Annotated in this window: 15 protein-coding genes, 1 tRNA gene and 1 rRNA gene; 10 read left to right on the forward strand and 7 right to left on the reverse strand. The window is 49.1% G+C overall.

The annotated features are described in order from the left end of the window. Positions 1–17 precede the first annotated feature (17 nt). The 4 genes from CWI83_RS10135 to CWI83_RS10150 all read right to left on the reverse strand — a co-directional run bounded on the left by CWI83_RS10135 (position 18) and on the right by CWI83_RS10150 (position 4,125). A tRNA-Phe gene (locus tag CWI83_RS10135) sits at positions 18–93 on the reverse strand. A gap of 93 nt (positions 94–186) precedes the next feature. After that, on the reverse strand, positions 187–2,091 hold the full coding sequence (speA, locus tag CWI83_RS10140; RefSeq protein ID WP_126828641.1) for a biosynthetic arginine decarboxylase: 1,905 nt from the start codon (positions 2,089–2,091) through the stop codon (positions 187–189). Next, positions 2,091–3,026: an agmatinase gene (gene speB, locus CWI83_RS10145; RefSeq protein WP_126828643.1), complete on the reverse strand. Its 936-nt coding sequence runs from the start codon at positions 3,024–3,026 to the stop codon at positions 2,091–2,093. Before speB ends, speA begins: the two co-directional genes overlap by 1 nt. A 70-nt stretch (positions 3,027–3,096) precedes the next feature. After that, the gene (locus CWI83_RS10150) at positions 3,097–4,125 is read right to left on the reverse strand and encodes an ATP-dependent 6-phosphofructokinase (protein ID WP_275540771.1); all 1,029 of its coding nucleotides are present in this window, start codon (positions 4,123–4,125) and stop codon (positions 3,097–3,099) included. 71 nt (positions 4,126–4,196) lie between these two features. Here CWI83_RS10150 and CWI83_RS10155 point away from each other — a divergent pair, with 71 nt between their 5' ends. Then, the gene (locus CWI83_RS10155) at positions 4,197–5,273 is read left to right on the forward strand and encodes an Ldh family oxidoreductase (protein WP_126828645.1); all 1,077 of its coding nucleotides are present in this window, start codon (positions 4,197–4,199) and stop codon (positions 5,271–5,273) included. Here the strand turns inward: CWI83_RS10155 and pdxH are convergent, their stop codons facing one another. Together pdxH and CWI83_RS10165 are read right to left on the reverse strand one after the other, a co-directional pair. Beyond that, positions 5,274–5,912 carry a pyridoxamine 5'-phosphate oxidase gene (pdxH, locus tag CWI83_RS10160; RefSeq protein ID WP_126828647.1) on the reverse strand — a complete coding sequence of 213 codons (639 nt, stop codon included), beginning with the start codon at positions 5,910–5,912 and terminating at the stop codon, positions 5,274–5,276. Positions 5,913–5,914: 2 nt separating this feature from the next. Continuing rightward, a complete protein-coding gene (locus tag CWI83_RS10165; RefSeq protein ID WP_198677292.1) occupies positions 5,915–7,600 on the reverse strand; it encodes an amidohydrolase in 1,686 nt (561 codons plus the stop codon). Positions 7,601–7,750: 150 nt separating this feature from the next. Between CWI83_RS10165 and CWI83_RS10170 the strand changes: the two genes are divergently transcribed. The 4 genes from CWI83_RS10170 to glnB are packed head-to-tail and all read left to right on the forward strand — an operon-like array spanning position 7,751 to position 10,967. Beyond that, on the forward strand, positions 7,751–8,377 hold the full coding sequence (locus CWI83_RS10170) for a LuxR C-terminal-related transcriptional regulator (RefSeq protein ID WP_126828650.1): 627 nt from the start codon (positions 7,751–7,753) through the stop codon (positions 8,375–8,377). 2 nt (positions 8,378–8,379) lie between these two features. Continuing rightward, positions 8,380–8,928, forward strand: a complete 549-nt coding sequence (locus tag CWI83_RS10175; RefSeq protein ID WP_126828652.1) for a DUF1285 domain-containing protein — start codon at positions 8,380–8,382, stop codon at positions 8,926–8,928. 51 nt (positions 8,929–8,979) lie between these two features. Beyond that, positions 8,980–10,626, forward strand: coding sequence for an NAD+ synthase (locus CWI83_RS10180; RefSeq protein ID WP_126828653.1), 1,647 nt, complete (start codon positions 8,980–8,982; stop codon positions 10,624–10,626). A gap of 2 nt (positions 10,627–10,628) precedes the next feature. Beyond that, positions 10,629–10,967, forward strand: a complete 339-nt coding sequence (glnB, locus tag CWI83_RS10185; RefSeq protein ID WP_126828655.1) for a nitrogen regulatory protein P-II — start codon at positions 10,629–10,631, stop codon at positions 10,965–10,967. Positions 10,968–10,998: 31 nt separating this feature from the next. On the opposite strand, the gene CWI83_RS10190 is transcribed toward glnB, so the two are convergent. Then, the gene (locus tag CWI83_RS10190) at positions 10,999–11,754 is read right to left on the reverse strand and encodes an outer membrane protein assembly factor BamD (protein ID WP_126828657.1); all 756 of its coding nucleotides are present in this window, start codon (positions 11,752–11,754) and stop codon (positions 10,999–11,001) included. A gap of 99 nt (positions 11,755–11,853) precedes the next feature. Here CWI83_RS10190 and rluD point away from each other — a divergent pair, with 99 nt between their 5' ends. The 5 genes from rluD to CWI83_RS10215 form a co-directional block, all read left to right on the forward strand. Beyond that, entirely contained in the window at positions 11,854–12,825 is a 972-nt protein-coding gene (gene rluD / locus CWI83_RS10195) for a 23S rRNA pseudouridine(1911/1915/1917) synthase RluD (RefSeq protein WP_126828659.1), read from the forward strand. Between the two features lie 10 nt (positions 12,826–12,835). Further along, complete coding sequence (gene pgeF, locus CWI83_RS10200) at positions 12,836–13,537, forward strand: peptidoglycan editing factor PgeF (protein ID WP_126828661.1); 702 nt, start codon at positions 12,836–12,838, stop codon at positions 13,535–13,537. 83 nt (positions 13,538–13,620) lie between these two features. Beyond that, entirely contained in the window at positions 13,621–16,194 is a 2,574-nt protein-coding gene (clpB, locus tag CWI83_RS10205; RefSeq protein WP_126828663.1) for an ATP-dependent chaperone ClpB, read from the forward strand. 76 nt (positions 16,195–16,270) lie between these two features. Then, complete coding sequence (gene pssA, locus CWI83_RS10210; RefSeq protein WP_126828665.1) at positions 16,271–17,050, forward strand: CDP-diacylglycerol--serine O-phosphatidyltransferase; 780 nt, start codon at positions 16,271–16,273, stop codon at positions 17,048–17,050. A 359-nt stretch (positions 17,051–17,409) separates the two neighbouring features. After that, positions 17,410–17,520: ribosomal RNA gene (locus CWI83_RS10215) — 16S ribosomal RNA — on the forward strand; the annotation flags it as partial.

Raw genomic sequence — 17,520 nt, forward strand, 5'->3', positions numbered from 1 at the left:
CGAGGCCTTTAAAATAATGGTGCCCAGAGGCGGAATCGAACCACCGACACGAGGATTTTCAATCCTCTGCTCTACCAACTGAGCTATCTGGGCGTGGGGCGTATTAAACGAGTTTTTCGGGTCAGAGTCAACCGCTTTTTGGCGAGAAATGATTGTTTGCTCACGAAATGCTCATTTTGACGCTTTTTACACCTTTAAGTAGGTACTTCCTGCCAAACACTTCTCATAGTAGTCAGTCCATTTGACCCCTTCGCGAGGTGCAATTTGACCTTTGCGAACGAGCCGGTCGATCGACTTCTTGACTGTTTTCGCCATGTAATCGGTGTTGTATTGCATGGTTTCGAGCACTTTTTCAGCAGCCGTTCCGGGGACGACTTCTTCGATATAAAAATCACCTGGCTCATCGTCGTGGCAATAGACATGCACTTCGGTCAGTCGACCAAATAAGTTATGCATATCGCCCATTACATCCTGATACGCTCCGGTTAAAAACAAGCCCACATGGTACGGCTGATCCTTGTGCAGGGCATGCATCGGAATGTTGTCACTTAACTCGGTACCTTCGATATATTTGCGCAGCTTACCGTCACTATCACAGGTGATATCTACAATCGAGCAACGCACTTCAGGTTTTTCATCGAGTCGACTAATGGGAACAATCGGCAAAACTTGCCCAATCGCCCAAGTGTCTGCCGCAGATTGGAAGATCGAGAAGTTGCACAAGTATTGGCTCGCTAGCATGTCATCGAGTTTTTCGAGTTCTTGGAAAACGAAACTATCGTGGTCTAGAGACTTTTGGATCTCACTGAGTATTTGCCAATACATGGTATCGATTTTAGCGATCTCTTCGAGCGATAAGATACCGAGCTTGAATGCTTCATAAGCATTTTCTTTAAAGCCCGCGGCATCATTGTAGCGCTCTTGCGGGTGCAAATCGTTGGCCGTCGTCAATTCACGCATATTGGTGACAATGATGTGTTCACCTTCGCTAGCGCTGGTATCGAATTGCTTGCCAGTGTTTTTAATTTCGCCAACGATATTGGTTACCACACAGCTATGGTGCGCAGTGATCGCTCGTCCTGATTCACTGACCAAGTTTGGATGCGCTACTTTCTCTAAATCGCAAATTTGTTTGACACCGTAAACAACGTCAGCGACATATTCCTCAGTTGAATAGTTCCGCGATGAATCGGTGGTTGAGCTGGTGCCATCGTAGTCGATGCCAAGACCGCCGCCAATATCGAGATACTCTAACGGGACCCCGAGTTGCACTAGCTTGGCGTACAAGCGCGCCGCTTCTGATACGGCTTCTTTAATTTTACGGATGTCCGAGAGCTGACTGCCAATATGGAAGTGCAGAAGTTTGGCACAGTGGAGCATATCCTCTTGCTTGAGGCGCTCAATAATATTAAGAATTTCAGTGATGCTGAGGCCGAACTTGGCGCCATCGCCGCTTGAGCTTGCCCATTTACCTAAACTGCGCACCATCATTTTACTGCGCAGCCCAATCATTGGCTCAACCCCAAGCTTCTTCGCAAGTGGAATCAGCATTTCGAGTTCACTGTACTTCTCGATGACGATGATCATTTTACGACCGAGCTGACGACCGAGCAGCGCAAGAGTGAGGTAGTCTTCGTCTTTATAACCGTTTAAAACGGTGAGTGCATTGGGGTTGTCGTTATACGCCAAAACCGCCATTAACTCGGGCTTAGAACCCGCTTCAAGACCGTAATCATAGGGCTCACCCGCATCCATGATTTCTTCAACGACTTCGCGCATCTGGTTTACTTTGATTGGGAACACGCCGGTGTAGCGGCCCTGATAATCCGCTTTTTCGATGGTGTCGGCAAAGGTCTCGTTCAGAATTTCGACTTGCGAACGCAAAATATCGTGAAATCGAATCACCGCTGGAAATTGAATCCCTTCGGCAATAATTTCGTCGACCACTTCTTGCATATCAATGGTGACGTCTGGCAATCGATGGTTTGGAGCAATTTGAATATTGCCGTTGTCACCAATTGAAAAATAACCAGCGCCCCAGCGTCTAACGCCGTAGAGCTCTTCTGCATCTTCAATAGTCCAAGTTGGCACTAGCTTGCTCCTTTTTCATTCAGGATAATTAATAGTTCGCGGACGATTTTTGCCGCAAATACATCAGAATTGCCGGTCGGATCGATCTCTGGCGAGAGTTCAACAACGTCCGCTCCGACTAAGTTCTTTTGCCGTAAAATCTTGATCAGGCTGATATACGAGTGAAAATCTTCACCACCTGGCTCGGGTGTTCCCGTACCCGGCAGAAAGGCAGGATCAAAGTAGTCCAGATCAAGGGTTAAATAGATCGGACGATCGGCGGCGATGGCAGCGACACTCTCTAAAAAGTCTTTACGCGAGGTACGAACCGTACCGTGCTCTTTCATGTATTGGTATTCTTCTCGGGTTCCTGAACGAATACCATACTGAATCAGTTGATGGTTCGGACCAAAATGATCGAGTGCTCGTCGGATAATTGAGGCATGCGAGTAGTGATACCCCAAGAAGCCATCGCGCAAGTCAGCATGAGCATCAAGGTGAAGTAATACCAGATCTGGGTATTGTTCCAGATACTTCTTAATCGGCGCGTAAGAAATCGAATGCTCACCACCAAGCGTTAGCACTCGAACGTTTTCGGTCGCAAGGTTTACTGAACCAAACAAGCCATCGAACTGCTCGGAAGCATGCTGCCACTGGGCTTCAACATCAGCACTTTGACCGAGTGATAGATTTCCCAAATCGGTGAAAGGGATATCGTACAGATCAGCATCGAGGTAGGGCGAGTAAGACTCAATATCTTCAGATACCGCGCGCAAGCCATTCGGACCATTACGCGTTCCTTTGCGGAAGCAGGCTGTTCCATCAAAGCCAAAACCAATGATATGAGTGGTATTTGCTTGCACGTGAGGGCTAAGGTTTGCGCCAAAGAACTCGCGTATAGGCTGTTCCAGCCCCGTCGCAGTGGCTAATAGTTTTTGAGTTTGCTGAGATGCCATATGATCGCCTCAACCGTGGTCATAAAAAAGGGGCGTATTATCTGCCCAATCGCCCCTAAATTCTAGCATTTCAATGGTTACGCTGAGATTTTTTTACTGGATTAAAAATCTCGTGCTGAATCCGCAATAAATTCGGGTCAAGTGGATGCTTTTTCTGCCACGTATCGACAATCGGAACAGCGACATTTTCTTGCCCACGAATGCCGGTCATGACCTCAGTCGCACCACTGCGAATCAATTCCACCGCATGCACTCCCATTTGTGCGCCAAGGATTCGGTCGGCAGGAGCCGGTGCTCCGCCCCGTTGAATGTGCCCGAGTAAGCAAGGGCGGCAGGGCAGGTGATATTCGGCTTCAAGTTGTTCGGCGAGCGCCACTGCGCCACCTGGCCATTGATGCTCACTTAGCACCATGACATAACTGCCTTCGCCACGAACCTTCTGTACCCGTTCGATATGCTTGACCAACGCGGCAATGGTAAGCGGTTTATCGCGCTGCAGCTCTGGCAAAATCATCCGCTCTGCACCAGCTGCCATGGCGCTACTTAAACCAATAAAGCCAGCGTCTCGTCCCATAACTTCCACAATAAAGACCCTGTCCATGGCATCAGCGGTGTCTCTGATCTTGTCTAGTGCATCCATTGCAATATTGACGGCAGTGGCGAAGCCAATCGTGGCATCGGTCCCATACAAGTCATTATCGATGGTGCCTGGGATACCGATAATTTGTCCATGCCAATGCTGGGCGAGGTGATGCGCTCCGCGAAATGAACCGTCGCCGCCAATCACCACCAATGCTTGGATGTTGTTTTCATCCAGAACTGAAGACGCTTGTTGAGCGGCCTCGATGGTTTTGAAACGTTGACATCGTGCACTTTTAATCACAGTGCCCGAGTGCTGCAAAATATGCAGTACGTCATGAGGACGAAGCACAACGGATTCATTTTCAAGCAGTCCCTTATAGCCATGCCGAAACGCGACGACTTCGATCTGGTAATGATCGGCCGCTAAAACAACTGCGCGCAATGCGGCATTCATCCCCGGCGCATCACCACCACTGGTCAGCACTCCAATGCGCTGAATCGTTGTGTTTTTTCCCACTAAACATACTCCTCTAACTGTAGCTCTGATAAGCTTATCGAAGTTGCACTGAATAACAAGTAGAGAGCGCCATGTCCGACGATAAATTAAACCGTTATGATGCCGAGCAAATGCAGCAATGGGCAACCGCTTGCATTAGCGCGACTGGCGCCAGTGATGAGGTCGCGGCTGCGCTTTCTGCCGGTCTGGTCGCTGGAGATCTGCTCGGTTTTAAAACTCATGGGCTGTTGCGGCTACGCTACAATTTACAGTGTCTTAGTGAGGGGAAAAGTCGTAAAGCAGGACAACCCGAGGTGCTGCAGCAGCGTCCTGCAATTGAACTTTGGGACGCTAATTTGTTGCCCGGCCCTTATGCTATGAATCTGGCGGTACAACGAGCCATCAAGCTCGCTCAGCAGCAGGGCACAGGCACAATCGTAATGCGGCGAGCTCAACACATTGCCGCACTCGCCATTTATCTCGAGCAGGCCATTGACCAAGATTTACTTATCCAAATATTCGCCGCAACACCAAGCCAGCAGGTCGTTGCCCCGTTTGGTGCTAAAACAGCTGTCTTTTCACCCAACCCGTTTGCAATTGGTGCTCCAGCAGTTGATACCAAGGTTATGTTTGATATCAGCTTATCGATGACTGCTGCGGGAAAAATTAGAACCGCGATTGCGGAGGGGCGGGAGCTTCCGTATCCAGCTCTCATTACCCCCGAAGGCGATTATACTGTCGATGCAAAAAGTTTTATTGCGTCTCCCGCAGCAGTGATTGCATCACTCGGTGGAGAGCAACTGGGCTACAAAGGAACAGGACTTAATCTGTTTAGTGAATTATGGACTTTAGCTCTGAGCCAGTATGGCCGAGCCGATGCACCTGCGGCCGAGGGGGATGCAAATAGTGTTTGGATCCAAGTGATTGATCCCAGCGCGCTGGGAGATATCGGAAACTTTAAGCAGCAGGTGCAAGCCCAGTTGGAAGCGATTCAAACTGCGACTCCGATTACTCCCGAGCAGTTGGTGCGGGTACCGGGGCAGGGCGCTATGCAGCGGCGCGCGGAACAGCTTGCAAACGGGATCAGCTATTCGGCTGCGATCATCAAGCAGCTCGAGTGGTGCGCGCAACAATACCAGGTTGCGCTACCCGCACCACTCGGTGGCTAGTTAGGGTTGCAGGCCCATGATGTGCCACTGCTGTTGCTCTTTTTGGTAGCAAAACCGGTCGTGCAAGCGATAGCGCCCACCTTGCCAAAACTCATAGCGTTGCGGGCGAATGAGATAACCACCCCAAGTATCGGGTTTGGGGATCGTCTTGCCCGCATAGCGTTCGGTAAGCTCATGATAGCGCTGTTCCAATTCTGCTCGATCAGCAAGCGGCTGGCTCTGCATTGAGGTGAGTGCGCCGAGCTGACTTTCGCGGGGGCGACTATGAAAATATTCCTCAGCGTGCGCCGCGGAAATTTTCTCAGCAAAACCTTCAATGCGAACTTGGCGTTCCATCTCTAACCAAGAAAAGTGCATTGCGACTGCTGGGTTGTGGTCGATATCACGCCCTTTAGCGCTGGCTTGATTGGTGTAAAATACATAGCCCTCGGGGAGCACTTCTTTAAGCAGCACGATGCGTTGATGAGGACGCTGATCAGCATCAACCGTTGCTAAGCTAAAAGCGGTTGGATCGGGCATGCCGCCATGTTCAAGCGCCTCAGCAAACCACTTTTGAAACTGCTCATGAGGGTCTGCAGCGAGACTGTCTCGGGTTAGGCGAGCTTGTTCATAGTCTCGCCGATGTTCGCGTAAATCCATAATTACCTCTCAAACTTGGCTTCACCGGCAACATAAGTTGCAAGCACGGTAGGTTGCCACAGTTTACTCGGTTCCTGAGCAAAGGGGTCTTGATCCAGCACAATAAAATCAGCCCATTTGCCCGGTTCGATTGAACCTAGAGTTTGCTCTTGGCCAGAGGCATATGCAGCATCAAGGGTAAAGGTACGCAGCGCTTGTTCCAGTGTCACGGCCTCGTGCGCGTACCAGCCCCCCGCAGGTTGATTATCTCGATCTTGGCGAGTGACTGCTGCATGTAAGCCAAAAAATGGGTTGGCCAGTTCAACTGGAAAATCTGAACCTGCGGCAACAATAGTGCCCTGCTCCAAGAATGTTTGCCAAGCATAAGCCCCTTCCATGCGCTCTTTGCCAAGCCGGTCTTCTGCCATATTTTTATCACTGGTGGCGTGAGTTGGCTGCATCGAAGCAATAATGTTCAGCTCTTTGAAGCGTGGAATATCGTCGGGGTGCACAACTTGAGCATGTTCGATTCGATGGCGCAAATTACGGCCACCGATGCTTTGATAGGACCGCGCGAACTCGTCCAAAGCAATTCGATTGGCTCGATCTCCAATCGCGTGAGTATTGATTTGGAAGCCGTGTGGAATAATTAGTTGATAGAGCTCATGCAACTGTTCCGGAGCGGTGACCAACAAGCCGCGTTGACCTGGTTCATCATGATAGGGTTCAAGTAGCGCAGCGCCCCGACTGCCGAGCGCACCGTCTGCGTAGATTTTGACACTGCGGACAGTGAGTGACTCATCCGGGGTCAGAATCGGACCGGCCGCAAGCAATTCTGGCAAGCGTGGTTCGTTGGCGCCAATCATGGCATAAATGCGCACCGGCAGTTGCTGTTGCTGCGCGAAATTCTGATAAAGCTGAATATTTGTGGCATCTACTCCAGCATCATGCACGCCAGTGATACCGCGCTCGAGCAAGTGTTGAAACGCAAGTTGAAGTGCTTGTTGTTGCCGTTCAATTGAGGGGGCTGGGATCACATCTTCAAGGAGTTTCATGGCGTTATCGATGAGAACTCCGGTAGGTTCTCCGTTGGCATCCTTGATGATGTCACCGCCATCTGGTGAGACTGTGTCTTTAGTGATTCCTGCCAATTTTAGCGCCGCACTATTAGCCCAACCAGCATGACCATCAACGCGCGTAAGCCAGACCGGTTGGTTGGCAAAACTTTCGTCTAGACTCTGGCGTGTTGGAAAACGTTTACTTGGCCAATTTTCTTGGTTCCAACCACGCCCAATAATCCAATCTGATTGCGCTTGATTGGCGGCAAACGCTGTGACTGTTTGGACGGCATCACGCTCAGATTCGGCAACCCGTAAATCGGCTTCAAGCAGGCCTAAACCAAGCCCGAGCACGTGGCCATGTGCATCAATAATGCCTGGGAGTACTGTTTTACTATTCAAATCGACCGTTTGGTCAAACTGCCAAGAACGATTTTCAGTAACATTTTTTTTACTCCCTACCGCCGCGACCTTACCATCGACCACTATGACTGCGTCAAAACGTCGCAGCTGGGCATCAGAACCTGGCTCGCCGGTAAGCGTGTAGCCGTTCATGTTGTGGAATAAAATAGTCTCGGCAGTCACCGTGTGCGGTAACAAAAGACTGAGAGCTGAGCAAGCTAAAATAAGTTTTTTGAGCATCTGATTCATACCTTTCTGTGCAGATGTGATAGGTCAATCGTTTCGATATTTAATGCTTTCTTACAATTTAACAACACGTACTATGTTATTACTCGGCAAAGATGTGTACAATGACCTCATAACTAGTATCGAGATAGTGTCTCTAATCATAGGTGTTGTATGAAAATTTTGATTATCGATCCGCAATTTTTTGTTCGCGCCGGTTTGATCCAGCTGATTACCAGCTATTCAGCTGATGTAGCCATCTATGAGGCACCAACTTTCGAAATTGCGAATGAATATCTTCGCCATCAAAATGACTATAACCTGATTTTCCTTGATATGGATCTCCCCGACGCTGAGATTCGTCCTGTTCTAAACACGCTTAAACGCATGACACCATCAGCGCATATTGTCCTGTTTTGTTGGCCACGCTCGATGTCGGAGATTCGCCAAGCATTGAGTGCTGGTGTGCGGAGTTATTTACCTAAAGATGCGACGTCAGAAGAAGCTAAGTTAGCAATCCGAACACTGCTCCAAAACGATCGTTATCTGCCGGATGAGACACGTTTGAGCGAGCCGAACAGTAATCAGGGCAGTGCTGAAAACTTCCTCTCGCCGCGGCAGCTTGAAATTATGCAGTTGCTAGCGCAGGGGCTCTCCAACAAAGAAATCGCGACGATTCTCGGTATCACTGAGGGGACAATTCGGGTGCATTTATCGGCGATATTCAAAGCGATTAAAGTGTCGAATCGGACCGAAGCTACCTTGTGGTACTTGTTGCGGCAAAAACGTCTCGTTAGTTAGCTATGGCTCAGCAACCCGACCTGAATCAATTTATGGCCGGGCTGAAGCAGCTCCGCTATGCGCCAACCGAAAAATGGGATCCGCCTTATTGTGGCGAGCTCCCTATCCGAATCGCCACGAACGGTGACTGGCTTTATCAAGAGTCACCGATTCAACGCATGGAAATCGTGAAATTATTTGCCTCTGTTTTGCAATTCGAAGGGGATGAATATTTCTTAGTAACCCCCGTTGAAAAAGTCAAAATAAGCGTCGATGACGTTCCTTTTGTGATTACCAATTGGCGCATGGCTGAGCTTGATGAGATTGAAGTGATTCAGCTCGAAACCAACCTAGCCGAACAGTTCCCACTGACGCCAGAACACCAAGTCGAAGTGGTGGATGATCGAATTTATATCGAGATCCAACGAGGGCTGCGCGCGCGAGTCCATCGCAATGTTTATTACCAATGGATCGAAATGGCCGACCGTACAACTCTCGCGAACGGTGATCTGGTGTTTAGCATGACGAGTGCCAACGCACGTTTTGAAATCGGTCGTATTTGCGCAGACTAAGCGGCTCATATATCATTCGCACGTCATTACCTCAGGAGTGCAGATGTCCCTATGAGCCCGTTGCAGATTACCCTCGCGCAGCTCGATTTTACAGTTGGTGCGATTCAGCAAAATACCGATAAAATAATCGCGACCCTTGCCGAGTATCCCCATGGTGGGCTAGTGGTGTTTCCAGAGCTTGCGATAACCGGGTATCCACCTGAGGATTTACTTTTCCGTCCGGATTTTGAACGCAAAGTCGAGCAGGCAGTACAACGAATTGCTGCTGCGGCAACGAACAATGTCGCGCTTGTCGGGCATCCTCAGCGCGTCGGAGATGCGCTTTTTAATGCAGTATCCGTCGTTCACAAAGGCCAAATAATCGCTCGGTATCACAAGCAGAGACTCCCGCAATACGGCGTGTTTGATGAGCAGCGCTATTTTATTCCTGATCATCAGAGCGTTTCTTTCGAGTGGCAAAATCACCGTATTGGCCTATTAATTTGTGAGGATCTTTGGCACCCTGACCCGATTGCCCAACTGATTCCGCAGCGCTGCGACCTGATTGTTGCGATCAATGCTTCACCGTTTGAGATAAATAAACATCAACAGCGCTTACATGTGCTCGCTCAGCGAGTGCAAGAGTCCAAGCTTCCAATTGTTTATGTCAACAACTGTGGTGGGCAGGATGAGCTGGTATTCGATGGCCACTCGTTGATCATGGCGAAGGATCAGACCGTGGTTGCGGAACTACCTCATTGTCAGCCATGTTGTGCAACTTATTCTTTTAGTCAAGCGGCTGGCTGGCAGCTCGAGCAGCAAGAATGTGCAGTCACTCAAGGGTTGAGCAACTTGGCAGAGGTCTATCAGGCATTGGTCTTGGCGGTTCGTGATTACGTCCGTAAAAATGGCTTTACTGGAGTAACACTAGGGTTATCCGGTGGTATCGACTCAGCATTGACGCTTGCAATTGCGGTAGACGCTCTGGGGGCCAGAAATGTACATGCGGTGATGATGCCGTTTCGCTATACCTCACAGATGTCGCAGGATGATGCCGCCTTGCAGGCGAAAACACTGGGAGTGCAGTATGATGTTATCGCGATTGAACCCATTTATGATGCGTTTATGCAACAACTTGCGCCGTTACTCGAGGGAAGCGAGCCCGATATCACTGAGCAAAATATCCAAGCACGCGCGCGTGGCAGTTTATTGATGTCATTGTCCAATAAGTTCGGGCGTTTAGTCCTGACTACGGGCAATAAAAGTGAATTAGCAGTCGGATACTGTACCCTTTACGGCGACATGAATGGTGGTTTTGCACCAATTAAAGATGTGCCTAAAATGATGGTGTATGAATTAGCCCGCTACGTGAATCGGGAGCGTGAGATTATCCCTATGCGGGTCATCGAACGCGCACCATCAGCAGAGCTCGCACCGGATCAGAAAGATGAGGATAATCTGCCGAGCTATGAAGTGCTTGATGGCATCCTCAAACTTTATGTCGAGCAGGACTGGGCGGCTGCAGAGATCATTGCTGCCGGGTATGATTCAGCAGATGTTGAACGAGTGATTCGGCTCGTGGATATTAATGAGTATAAACGCCGACAAGCAGCGATTGGACCGAAAGTTACGGCGCGCAATTTTGGCAAAGATCGACGTTATCCGATTACCAATCAGTATCGCCACGAATTGTTGCGAGAGCTGAACCATAAGGAGTGACCATGAAAAAAATTGAGGCGATTATCAAGCCATTCAAACTTGACGATGTTCGTGAGGCGCTATCTGAGGTTGGTATAGCCGGTATGACTGTTTCTGAGGTTAAAGGATTTGGTCGTCAGAAAGGCCACACTGAACTTTATCGTGGTGCCGAATACATGGTCGATTTTTTGCCGAAGGTAAAATTAGAAATTGTCGTCAGCGATGAGCAAGTTGAAACCTGTATTGACGCCATCATGGAAACAGCACAAACGGGTAAAATAGGTGATGGAAAAATATTTGTCTCGACCATAGATCGAGTGATTCGGATTCGTACGGGTGAAGAAAACGAAGACGCGGTCTAAGCCGCGTCTTGCAGGATTTCGCTCAACGCTATTAGTTGAGATAGCCGCTCGACGGGAAGTTATGCGCCAACATTTGCCGCGCTTCTTCACTGAGCTCGGTTAAATCTAACTCAGCATAACTGCTCATCATAATTGCCAAGGCTTCTTCTACCTCAGGAGTATTGGCAAAATGCTCCACCACATATTTGCTTCGATTCGCAGCTGCAAGATAGGCCTCTCGGGTCACGTAGTAGCGTGCCACTGCCAACTCATGTTGAGCAAGTCGGCTTTTTAGAGCGACCATGCGCTGCTTAGCGTCCGCCGCATATTTGCTATCTGGATACATCCGCAGGAGTCGAGCGAAGTCGTTAAAGGCTTCACGAGCCTTTGAGGGATCGCGATCTGAGCGATTGATATCAAGCAAGTCATGGAACAGATTGTAGTCTGCACGTTGATTCACTAAGCCACGCATGTACATCGCATAATCAACATCTTGATGGTTCGGATTGAGCCGCATGAAGCGGTCAATACCTGCTAGTGCTTTGTCGATATCATTAAGTTTGTAATAGACAAAAATAAGATCAAGTTGGACTTGATGCGCATATGGACCAAACGGGAACCGGGTCGATAATTGCTGGAGTGCTTCAGCGGCACTCTGATAGTTCCCCGCAGCAATGTTGCCTTGAGCGCGCTCATAGGCATCTGCAGCAGTCGAAGAGCGAGCTTGGCGCGCCGCCTCATCAGCACCACCAGAGCAGGCTAAAAGGCTAACCAAAGCGATCGTCGCGAAAATAAGTCGTAGTTTCATAGGTTAAGTTTTTTATCCGTTTGGTTTTAACGTACACTATATACAATTCACGCATTCTAGCGCAGGCGCAATTGCTTTCACAGGTCCTAAGTGTAATTTATGAGCGAGCAGATTTTTCTTTCGGATGAAATTCCAGAACATCTTAATGGTAAGCGATTGGACCAAGCGATCGCTGATATGTTCCCTGATTATTCGCGTTCGCGCTTAAAGGAGTGGATTACCTCTGGTCAGGTCAAACTTGATGGGCAAGTTATCAGTAAACCTCGCGAGAAAGTGTTGTTTGGCCAAATGGTAGAAATCAATGCCGAAGTTGAAGAACAACAGTGCTTTGAGGCGCAACCTATAGCGCTTAGTATCGTTTATGAAGACGATGATATTCTGGTGATTAATAAACCGGCTGGACTGGTTGTTCACTCGGGAGCCGGTAACCCAAGTGGTACGGTACTTAATGCTTTGCTTCATCACTTCCCAGCAATAGCGCAGGTGCCAAGAGCGGGAATTATTCACCGCCTCGATAAAGATACGACTGGATTGATGGTGGTTGCGAAAACCTTACCGGCACAAACGCATCTGGTCGCGGCGATGCAGAATCGTGAAATCACGCGGGAATATGAAGCAGTATGTAATGGGCCGATGACTGCGGGCGGTCTGGTCGATGAACCGATCGGCAGACACCCGACCAAGCGCACCCAGATGGCCGTGGTCGCCATAGGCAAACCGGCTTTAACTCATTATCGGGTGGTCGAGCGTTTTCGCGCACACACCCATCTAAGACTGCGCTTAGAAACGGGGAGAACCCATCAAATTCGCGTCCACATGGCGCACATTAGACACCCATTAGTGGGCGATTTTGTTTACGGTGGACGCCCCCGACCACCGCGCGGTGCAAGTGAAGAGTTGCTGACTACCTTGCGTAATTTTAGACGGCAAGCCTTACATGCTGCGCGACTCTCATTGCAGCATCCAATCACTGGCGAAGAACTCAGTTGGGATGCACCTACGCCGGACGACTTTGTGGCGCTATTGGAACAATTAAGAGCGGACCGTCGGCTCCATCCAAATCAGGACTGAGGCATGACTGATGGCATTATTTATCCCAACATGGCAACTACCAGAGGGTGTTCGAGCTGCGATCAGCACCAGCACAATGCCGGGAAATCTAGCCGCTCATGTTGGCGCAGAACCTAGTACGGTTATCCGAGCTCGCCGGCAGTTGGTTGAAGCTGCAGAATTACCGGTTGCGCCTCATTGGTTGCGACAGGTCCATGGTACAGACTGTATTCATTGGCAGGGCAGTTATCTCACCCGCAGCGCTGATGCGATTTACAGTAACCAACCCAAATCAGTCTGCGCGGTTTTAACGGCTGATTGTCTTCCGATCTTATTGTGCTCTGCCAATGGTGAAGAAATTGCCGCAGTTCACGCTGGTTGGCGAGGACTCGTTGCTGGTGTTGTAGCCTACACACTGCGCCAATTCCAATCTCCTCGTAGCCATATCAAAGCATATATCGGCCCTGCTATTTCACAGCCAGCGTTTGAGGTTGGCGCCGAAGTTCGGCAGCAATTTGTTGCCGCCGGTTTTTCTCCAAAACGCTTTGCTGCCGGTGAGCTGGAGCGTTATTACGCTGATCTTCCGAGGCTAGCGAGTGATCAATTACGACAGCTCGGACTCACCGATATTACGCTGAGTCAGCAATGCACTTTTGCTAATCCTATGTGGTTTTCCTACCGCCGCGATCACACCTGTGGCCGCTTCGCCAGCTTAATCTGGCGCTCTTCATAAGCAGTATTTTAGTAGCCCTTGAAATAGCAAAATAAATACCCACATTAAGTTTCAGGAAATATGATTTTTTGTGAGGTTAGCTTATGCGATTCGATCGTTTAACAACTAAATTTCAAGCGGCTATCGCTGATGCGCAATCACTCGCTTTAGGCCGTGATCATCAGTTTATTGAGCCAGTCCATTTGATGTCGGCGCTACTGAACCAAGATGGCGGCGCATTGCGTCCTTTATTGACGCTTATGGGCATCGACAGTAATGCATTAAGAACAAAACTTGCTGCGGCTCTTGAGGCTCTGCCACAAGTTCAAGGTGCAGGCGGCGAGGTACAGGTTTCACAGCAAACCGGAGTGTTGCTGAACCTGTGTGATAAATACGCGCAAAAGCGCAATGATCAGTACATTTCATCTGAGCTGTTCGTGCTCGCAGCCACTGAGGACAAAGGAACGCTTGGGGATATCCTCAAAGGTTTAGGCGTTACCCGTCAGAAAGTAGAAGAAGCGATAGACAAGGTTCGTGGTGGCGAAGCTGTGCAAGATCAAAATGCCGAAGATCAACGCCAAGCTCTCGATAAATATACCATCGACCTAACCGAGCGGGCGGAGCAAGGTAAGCTTGATCCAGTGATTGGCCGTGATGAAGAAATTCGTCGCACGATTCAAGTATTGCAGCGCCGGACCAAAAACAATCCCGTGTTGATTGGTGAGCCAGGCGTTGGTAAAACCGCAATCGTTGAAGGCTTAGCGCAACGAATCGTCAATGGTGAAGTACCAGAAGGTTTGAAACATAAACGAGTTTTATCTCTCGACCTAGGGGCTTTACTTGCTGGCGCGAAATATCGCGGTGAGTTTGAAGAACGTCTGAAAGCCGTTTTGAATGAGCTTGGTAAAGAGGAGGGTCGAATCATTCTCTTTATCGATGAGCTTCATACCATGGTGGGCGCGGGTAAAGCCGACGGCGCCATGGATGCCGGAAACATGCTCAAACCTGCGCTAGCACGCGGCGAGTTGCACTGTGTTGGTGCAACCACGCTTGATGAGTATCGTCAGTATATTGAGAAAGATGCTGCACTTGAGCGTCGTTTCCAAAAAGTCTTAGTTGATGAGCCGACGGTCGAGGATACCATTGCGATTCTGCGCGGACTGAAGGAGCGCTATGAGGTGCATCACAGCGTTCAGATCACGGATCCGGCGATTGTTGCAGCGGCGACTTTATCGCATCGCTATATTAGTGATCGCCAGCTTCCGGATAAGGCAATTGACCTCATTGATGAGGCAGCATCGAGCATTCGGATGCAAATTGATTCCAAACCGGAAGAGTTAGATCGTTTGGATCGGCGTATTATCCAACTGCAACTGGAATCAAAGGCACTCGAAAAAGAGACCGATGAAGCAAGCAAGAAGCGTTTGGCAAGTTTGCAGGGTGAGCTTGGTGAGTTACAGCGTAAGTATGCTGAACTAGAAGAAGTGTGGACGTCAGAAAAAGCATCAGTGCAGGGGGCGCAAGCCATTAAAGCACAATTAGAGCAAGCTCGAACTGACCTCGAAATCGCACGTCGAGCAGGTGATCTGAACCGTATGTCTGAATTGCAATACGGTAAAATTCCTGAGCTTGAGCAACAGCTACAGCAGGCCGAGAGTGCTGAAGAGCAGGAGTTATCACTACTTCGCAATAAAGTCACTGATGAGCAAATCGCGGAAGTCTTGTCGCGGTGGACGGGGATTCCAGTGAGTAAAATGCTCGAAGGCGAGCGCGAAAAACTCCTGCAAATGGAAACTCAGTTGCACCAGCGCGTTGTTGGTCAAGACGAGGCTGTCACATCGGTGAGTAATGCGATTCGACGCTCACGAGCAGGCTTGTCAGATCCTCAGCGGCCTATCGGTTCATTCCTATTTTTGGGGCCAACCGGAGTGGGTAAGACCGAACTCTGTAAAGCCCTCGCAAACTTTATGTTCGATACCGATGAGGCTATGGTTCGGATTGATATGTCTGAATTTATGGAGAAGCACTCGGTCGCCCGTCTCGTCGGTGCGCCTCCGGGCTATGTTGGTTATGAAGAGGGAGGCTATCTGACTGAAGCCGTACGGCGTCGACCGTATTCAGTGGTATTGCTCGATGAAGTCGAGAAGGCCCATCCAGATGTATTTAACATCCTCTTGCAAGTGTTGGATGATGGCCGCTTGACCGATGGGCAAGGGCGTACAGTTGATTTCCGTAATACGGTGATCATCATGACCTCAAACCTTGGCTCTGATGTCATCCAAGAGAAAGCCCATCAGCAGAGCTACGATGAGATGAAGACGGACGTTATGGGAATCTTACAGCATCATTTCCGTCCAGAATTTTTGAATCGTATCGATGAAACCGTCGTATTTCATCCGTTGGCGCAGGAGCAGATTAAGAATATTGCTTCGATTCAGTTACAGCGTCTGTATAAACGCTTACAAGAGCGCGATTATCAGTTGCAACTGTCGGATGAGGCGCTTGCGCACCTAGCAAAAGCTGGCTTTGACCCGGTATTCGGTGCGCGGCCATTGAAGCGGGCAATTCAGCAAGAACTTGAGAATCCGTTAGCGCAACGGATCTTGTCTGGGCAGTTACTGCCAGGCCAGATGATTCATGTTGATGTTGAAGAGGGTAACTTAACGATCACCCAATAACGGGCTATTTCAGTGGGCCACATAGCTGTGCTATGCTGTGTGGCCTATTTATTTTAGCTCATAAAAAGGATGACCTATGCCGAACAACCGTGGCATTTATCTCTTGCCTAACTTGCTAACGACTGCAGGTTTATTTTCGGGCTTCTATGCCATAGTCGCATCCATGAATGATCAGTTTATTGCGGCAGCTGTTGCGATTTTCATTGCTATGGTGTTCGACGGTTTAGATGGTCGCGTTGCACGCATGACAAATACTCAAAGTGAGTTCGGCGCTGAATACGATAGCATGGCAGATATCGTATCCTTTGGTATGGCTCCAGCGCTGGTTATGTACAACTGGGCGCTCTCAGATTTGGGTAAGTTTGGATGGCTCGCTGCGTTTATCTTCGTAGCAGGGGGCGCTCTACGCTTGGCAAGGTTTAACGCAAATCTAGCGGCATCACCAGATAAACGCTTCTTCCAAGGTTTAGCGATTCCAAGTGCTGCAGCAATTGTCGCGGGTGCAGTATGGGTTGGTAATGAATATGGGATTGACCCAGCAACAGTTAATTACGGTGTAGCTATTCTTACCATTTGTTGCGGCCTATTGATGGTAAGTAACTTTAAGTATCATTCATTCAAAGAAGTTGATTGGCGTGGCAAAGTATCTTTTCTCGTCATTTTGGTTGTTGTCCTCATCTTTGTAATCGTGGCCACTGAACCTAGCTTAGTCTTGTTCGGAATTTTCTTCTTATACGCTTTCTCTGGGCCCATCACGACCTTCCGTTCGGTTAAACGCCTCAAGCTAGAACATGTCATTGGCGACCCGGATGACGAAGCGAAAGATCCTGAAAAGAGCGATATTGAACAAAAATAAAGCAGTCAGTTGCTGTAAGTGAAAAAAGATCTTGCAGGCGCAAAGCAGATGTTTATAATTCGCGGCCGTTGTCAGGCAGCAAGCCGGCAACGACTGCAAAAAAAGATCAAATAGGATCTTGACGCAGAGTGGGGATGACGTAAAATACGCATCCCGCTTCAGAAGAAGCGAACGTTCTTTAACAATTTATCAAGCCAAGCAAACTGTGTGGGCACTTACCGGATTCAGGCAGAGAAAGCATCTTCGGATGCAAAAAGTATCCTTCTTTTAGCGAAGGGGATACACCTGACTGATTGGAAAAGTGCTTAACAAATTTAGATTTATTAAGTCATTGATTCAATGGGTCGATTAAACACTTTAAATTGAAGAGTTTGATCATGGCTCAGATTGAACGCTGGCGGCAGGCCTAACACATGCAAGTCGAGCGGTAACAGGAAGAAGCTTGCTTCTTTGCTGACGAGCGGCGGACG

Origin of the sequence: Pseudidiomarina taiwanensis, from assembly GCF_003987435.1 — a bacterium.
Taxonomy (GTDB): Bacteria; Pseudomonadota; Gammaproteobacteria; order Enterobacterales; family Alteromonadaceae; genus Pseudidiomarina; species Pseudidiomarina taiwanensis.

Excerpts from the sequence above, each read along its gene's own strand:
- CWI83_RS10180 (WP_126828653.1), top strand. The coding sequence starts at position 8,980 with ATGAGCCCGTTGCAGATTACCCTCGCGCAGCTCGATTTTACAGTTGGT.
- pssA (WP_126828665.1), top strand. The coding sequence starts at position 16,271 with ATGCCGAACAACCGTGGCATTTATCTCTTGCCTAACTTGCTAACGACT.
- clpB (WP_126828663.1), top strand. The coding sequence starts at position 13,621 with ATGCGATTCGATCGTTTAACAACTAAATTTCAAGCGGCTATCGCTGAT.
- CWI83_RS10165 (WP_198677292.1), bottom strand. The coding sequence starts at position 7,600 with ATGAATCAGATGCTCAAAAAACTTATTTTAGCTTGCTCAGCTCTCAGT.
- CWI83_RS10175 (WP_126828652.1), top strand. The coding sequence starts at position 8,380 with ATGGCTCAGCAACCCGACCTGAATCAATTTATGGCCGGGCTGAAGCAG.
- pgeF (WP_126828661.1), top strand. The coding sequence starts at position 12,836 with ATGGCATTATTTATCCCAACATGGCAACTACCAGAGGGTGTTCGAGCT.
- pdxH (WP_126828647.1), bottom strand. The coding sequence starts at position 5,912 with ATGGATTTACGCGAACATCGGCGAGACTATGAACAAGCTCGCCTAACC.
- glnB (WP_126828655.1), top strand. The coding sequence starts at position 10,629 with ATGAAAAAAATTGAGGCGATTATCAAGCCATTCAAACTTGACGATGTT.
- rluD (WP_126828659.1), top strand. The coding sequence starts at position 11,854 with ATGAGCGAGCAGATTTTTCTTTCGGATGAAATTCCAGAACATCTTAAT.
- speB (WP_126828643.1), bottom strand. The coding sequence starts at position 3,026 with ATGGCATCTCAGCAAACTCAAAAACTATTAGCCACTGCGACGGGGCTG.
- CWI83_RS10155 (WP_126828645.1), top strand. The coding sequence starts at position 4,197 with ATGTCCGACGATAAATTAAACCGTTATGATGCCGAGCAAATGCAGCAA.
- CWI83_RS10190 (WP_126828657.1), bottom strand. The coding sequence starts at position 11,754 with ATGAAACTACGACTTATTTTCGCGACGATCGCTTTGGTTAGCCTTTTA.
- CWI83_RS10170 (WP_126828650.1), top strand. The coding sequence starts at position 7,751 with ATGAAAATTTTGATTATCGATCCGCAATTTTTTGTTCGCGCCGGTTTG.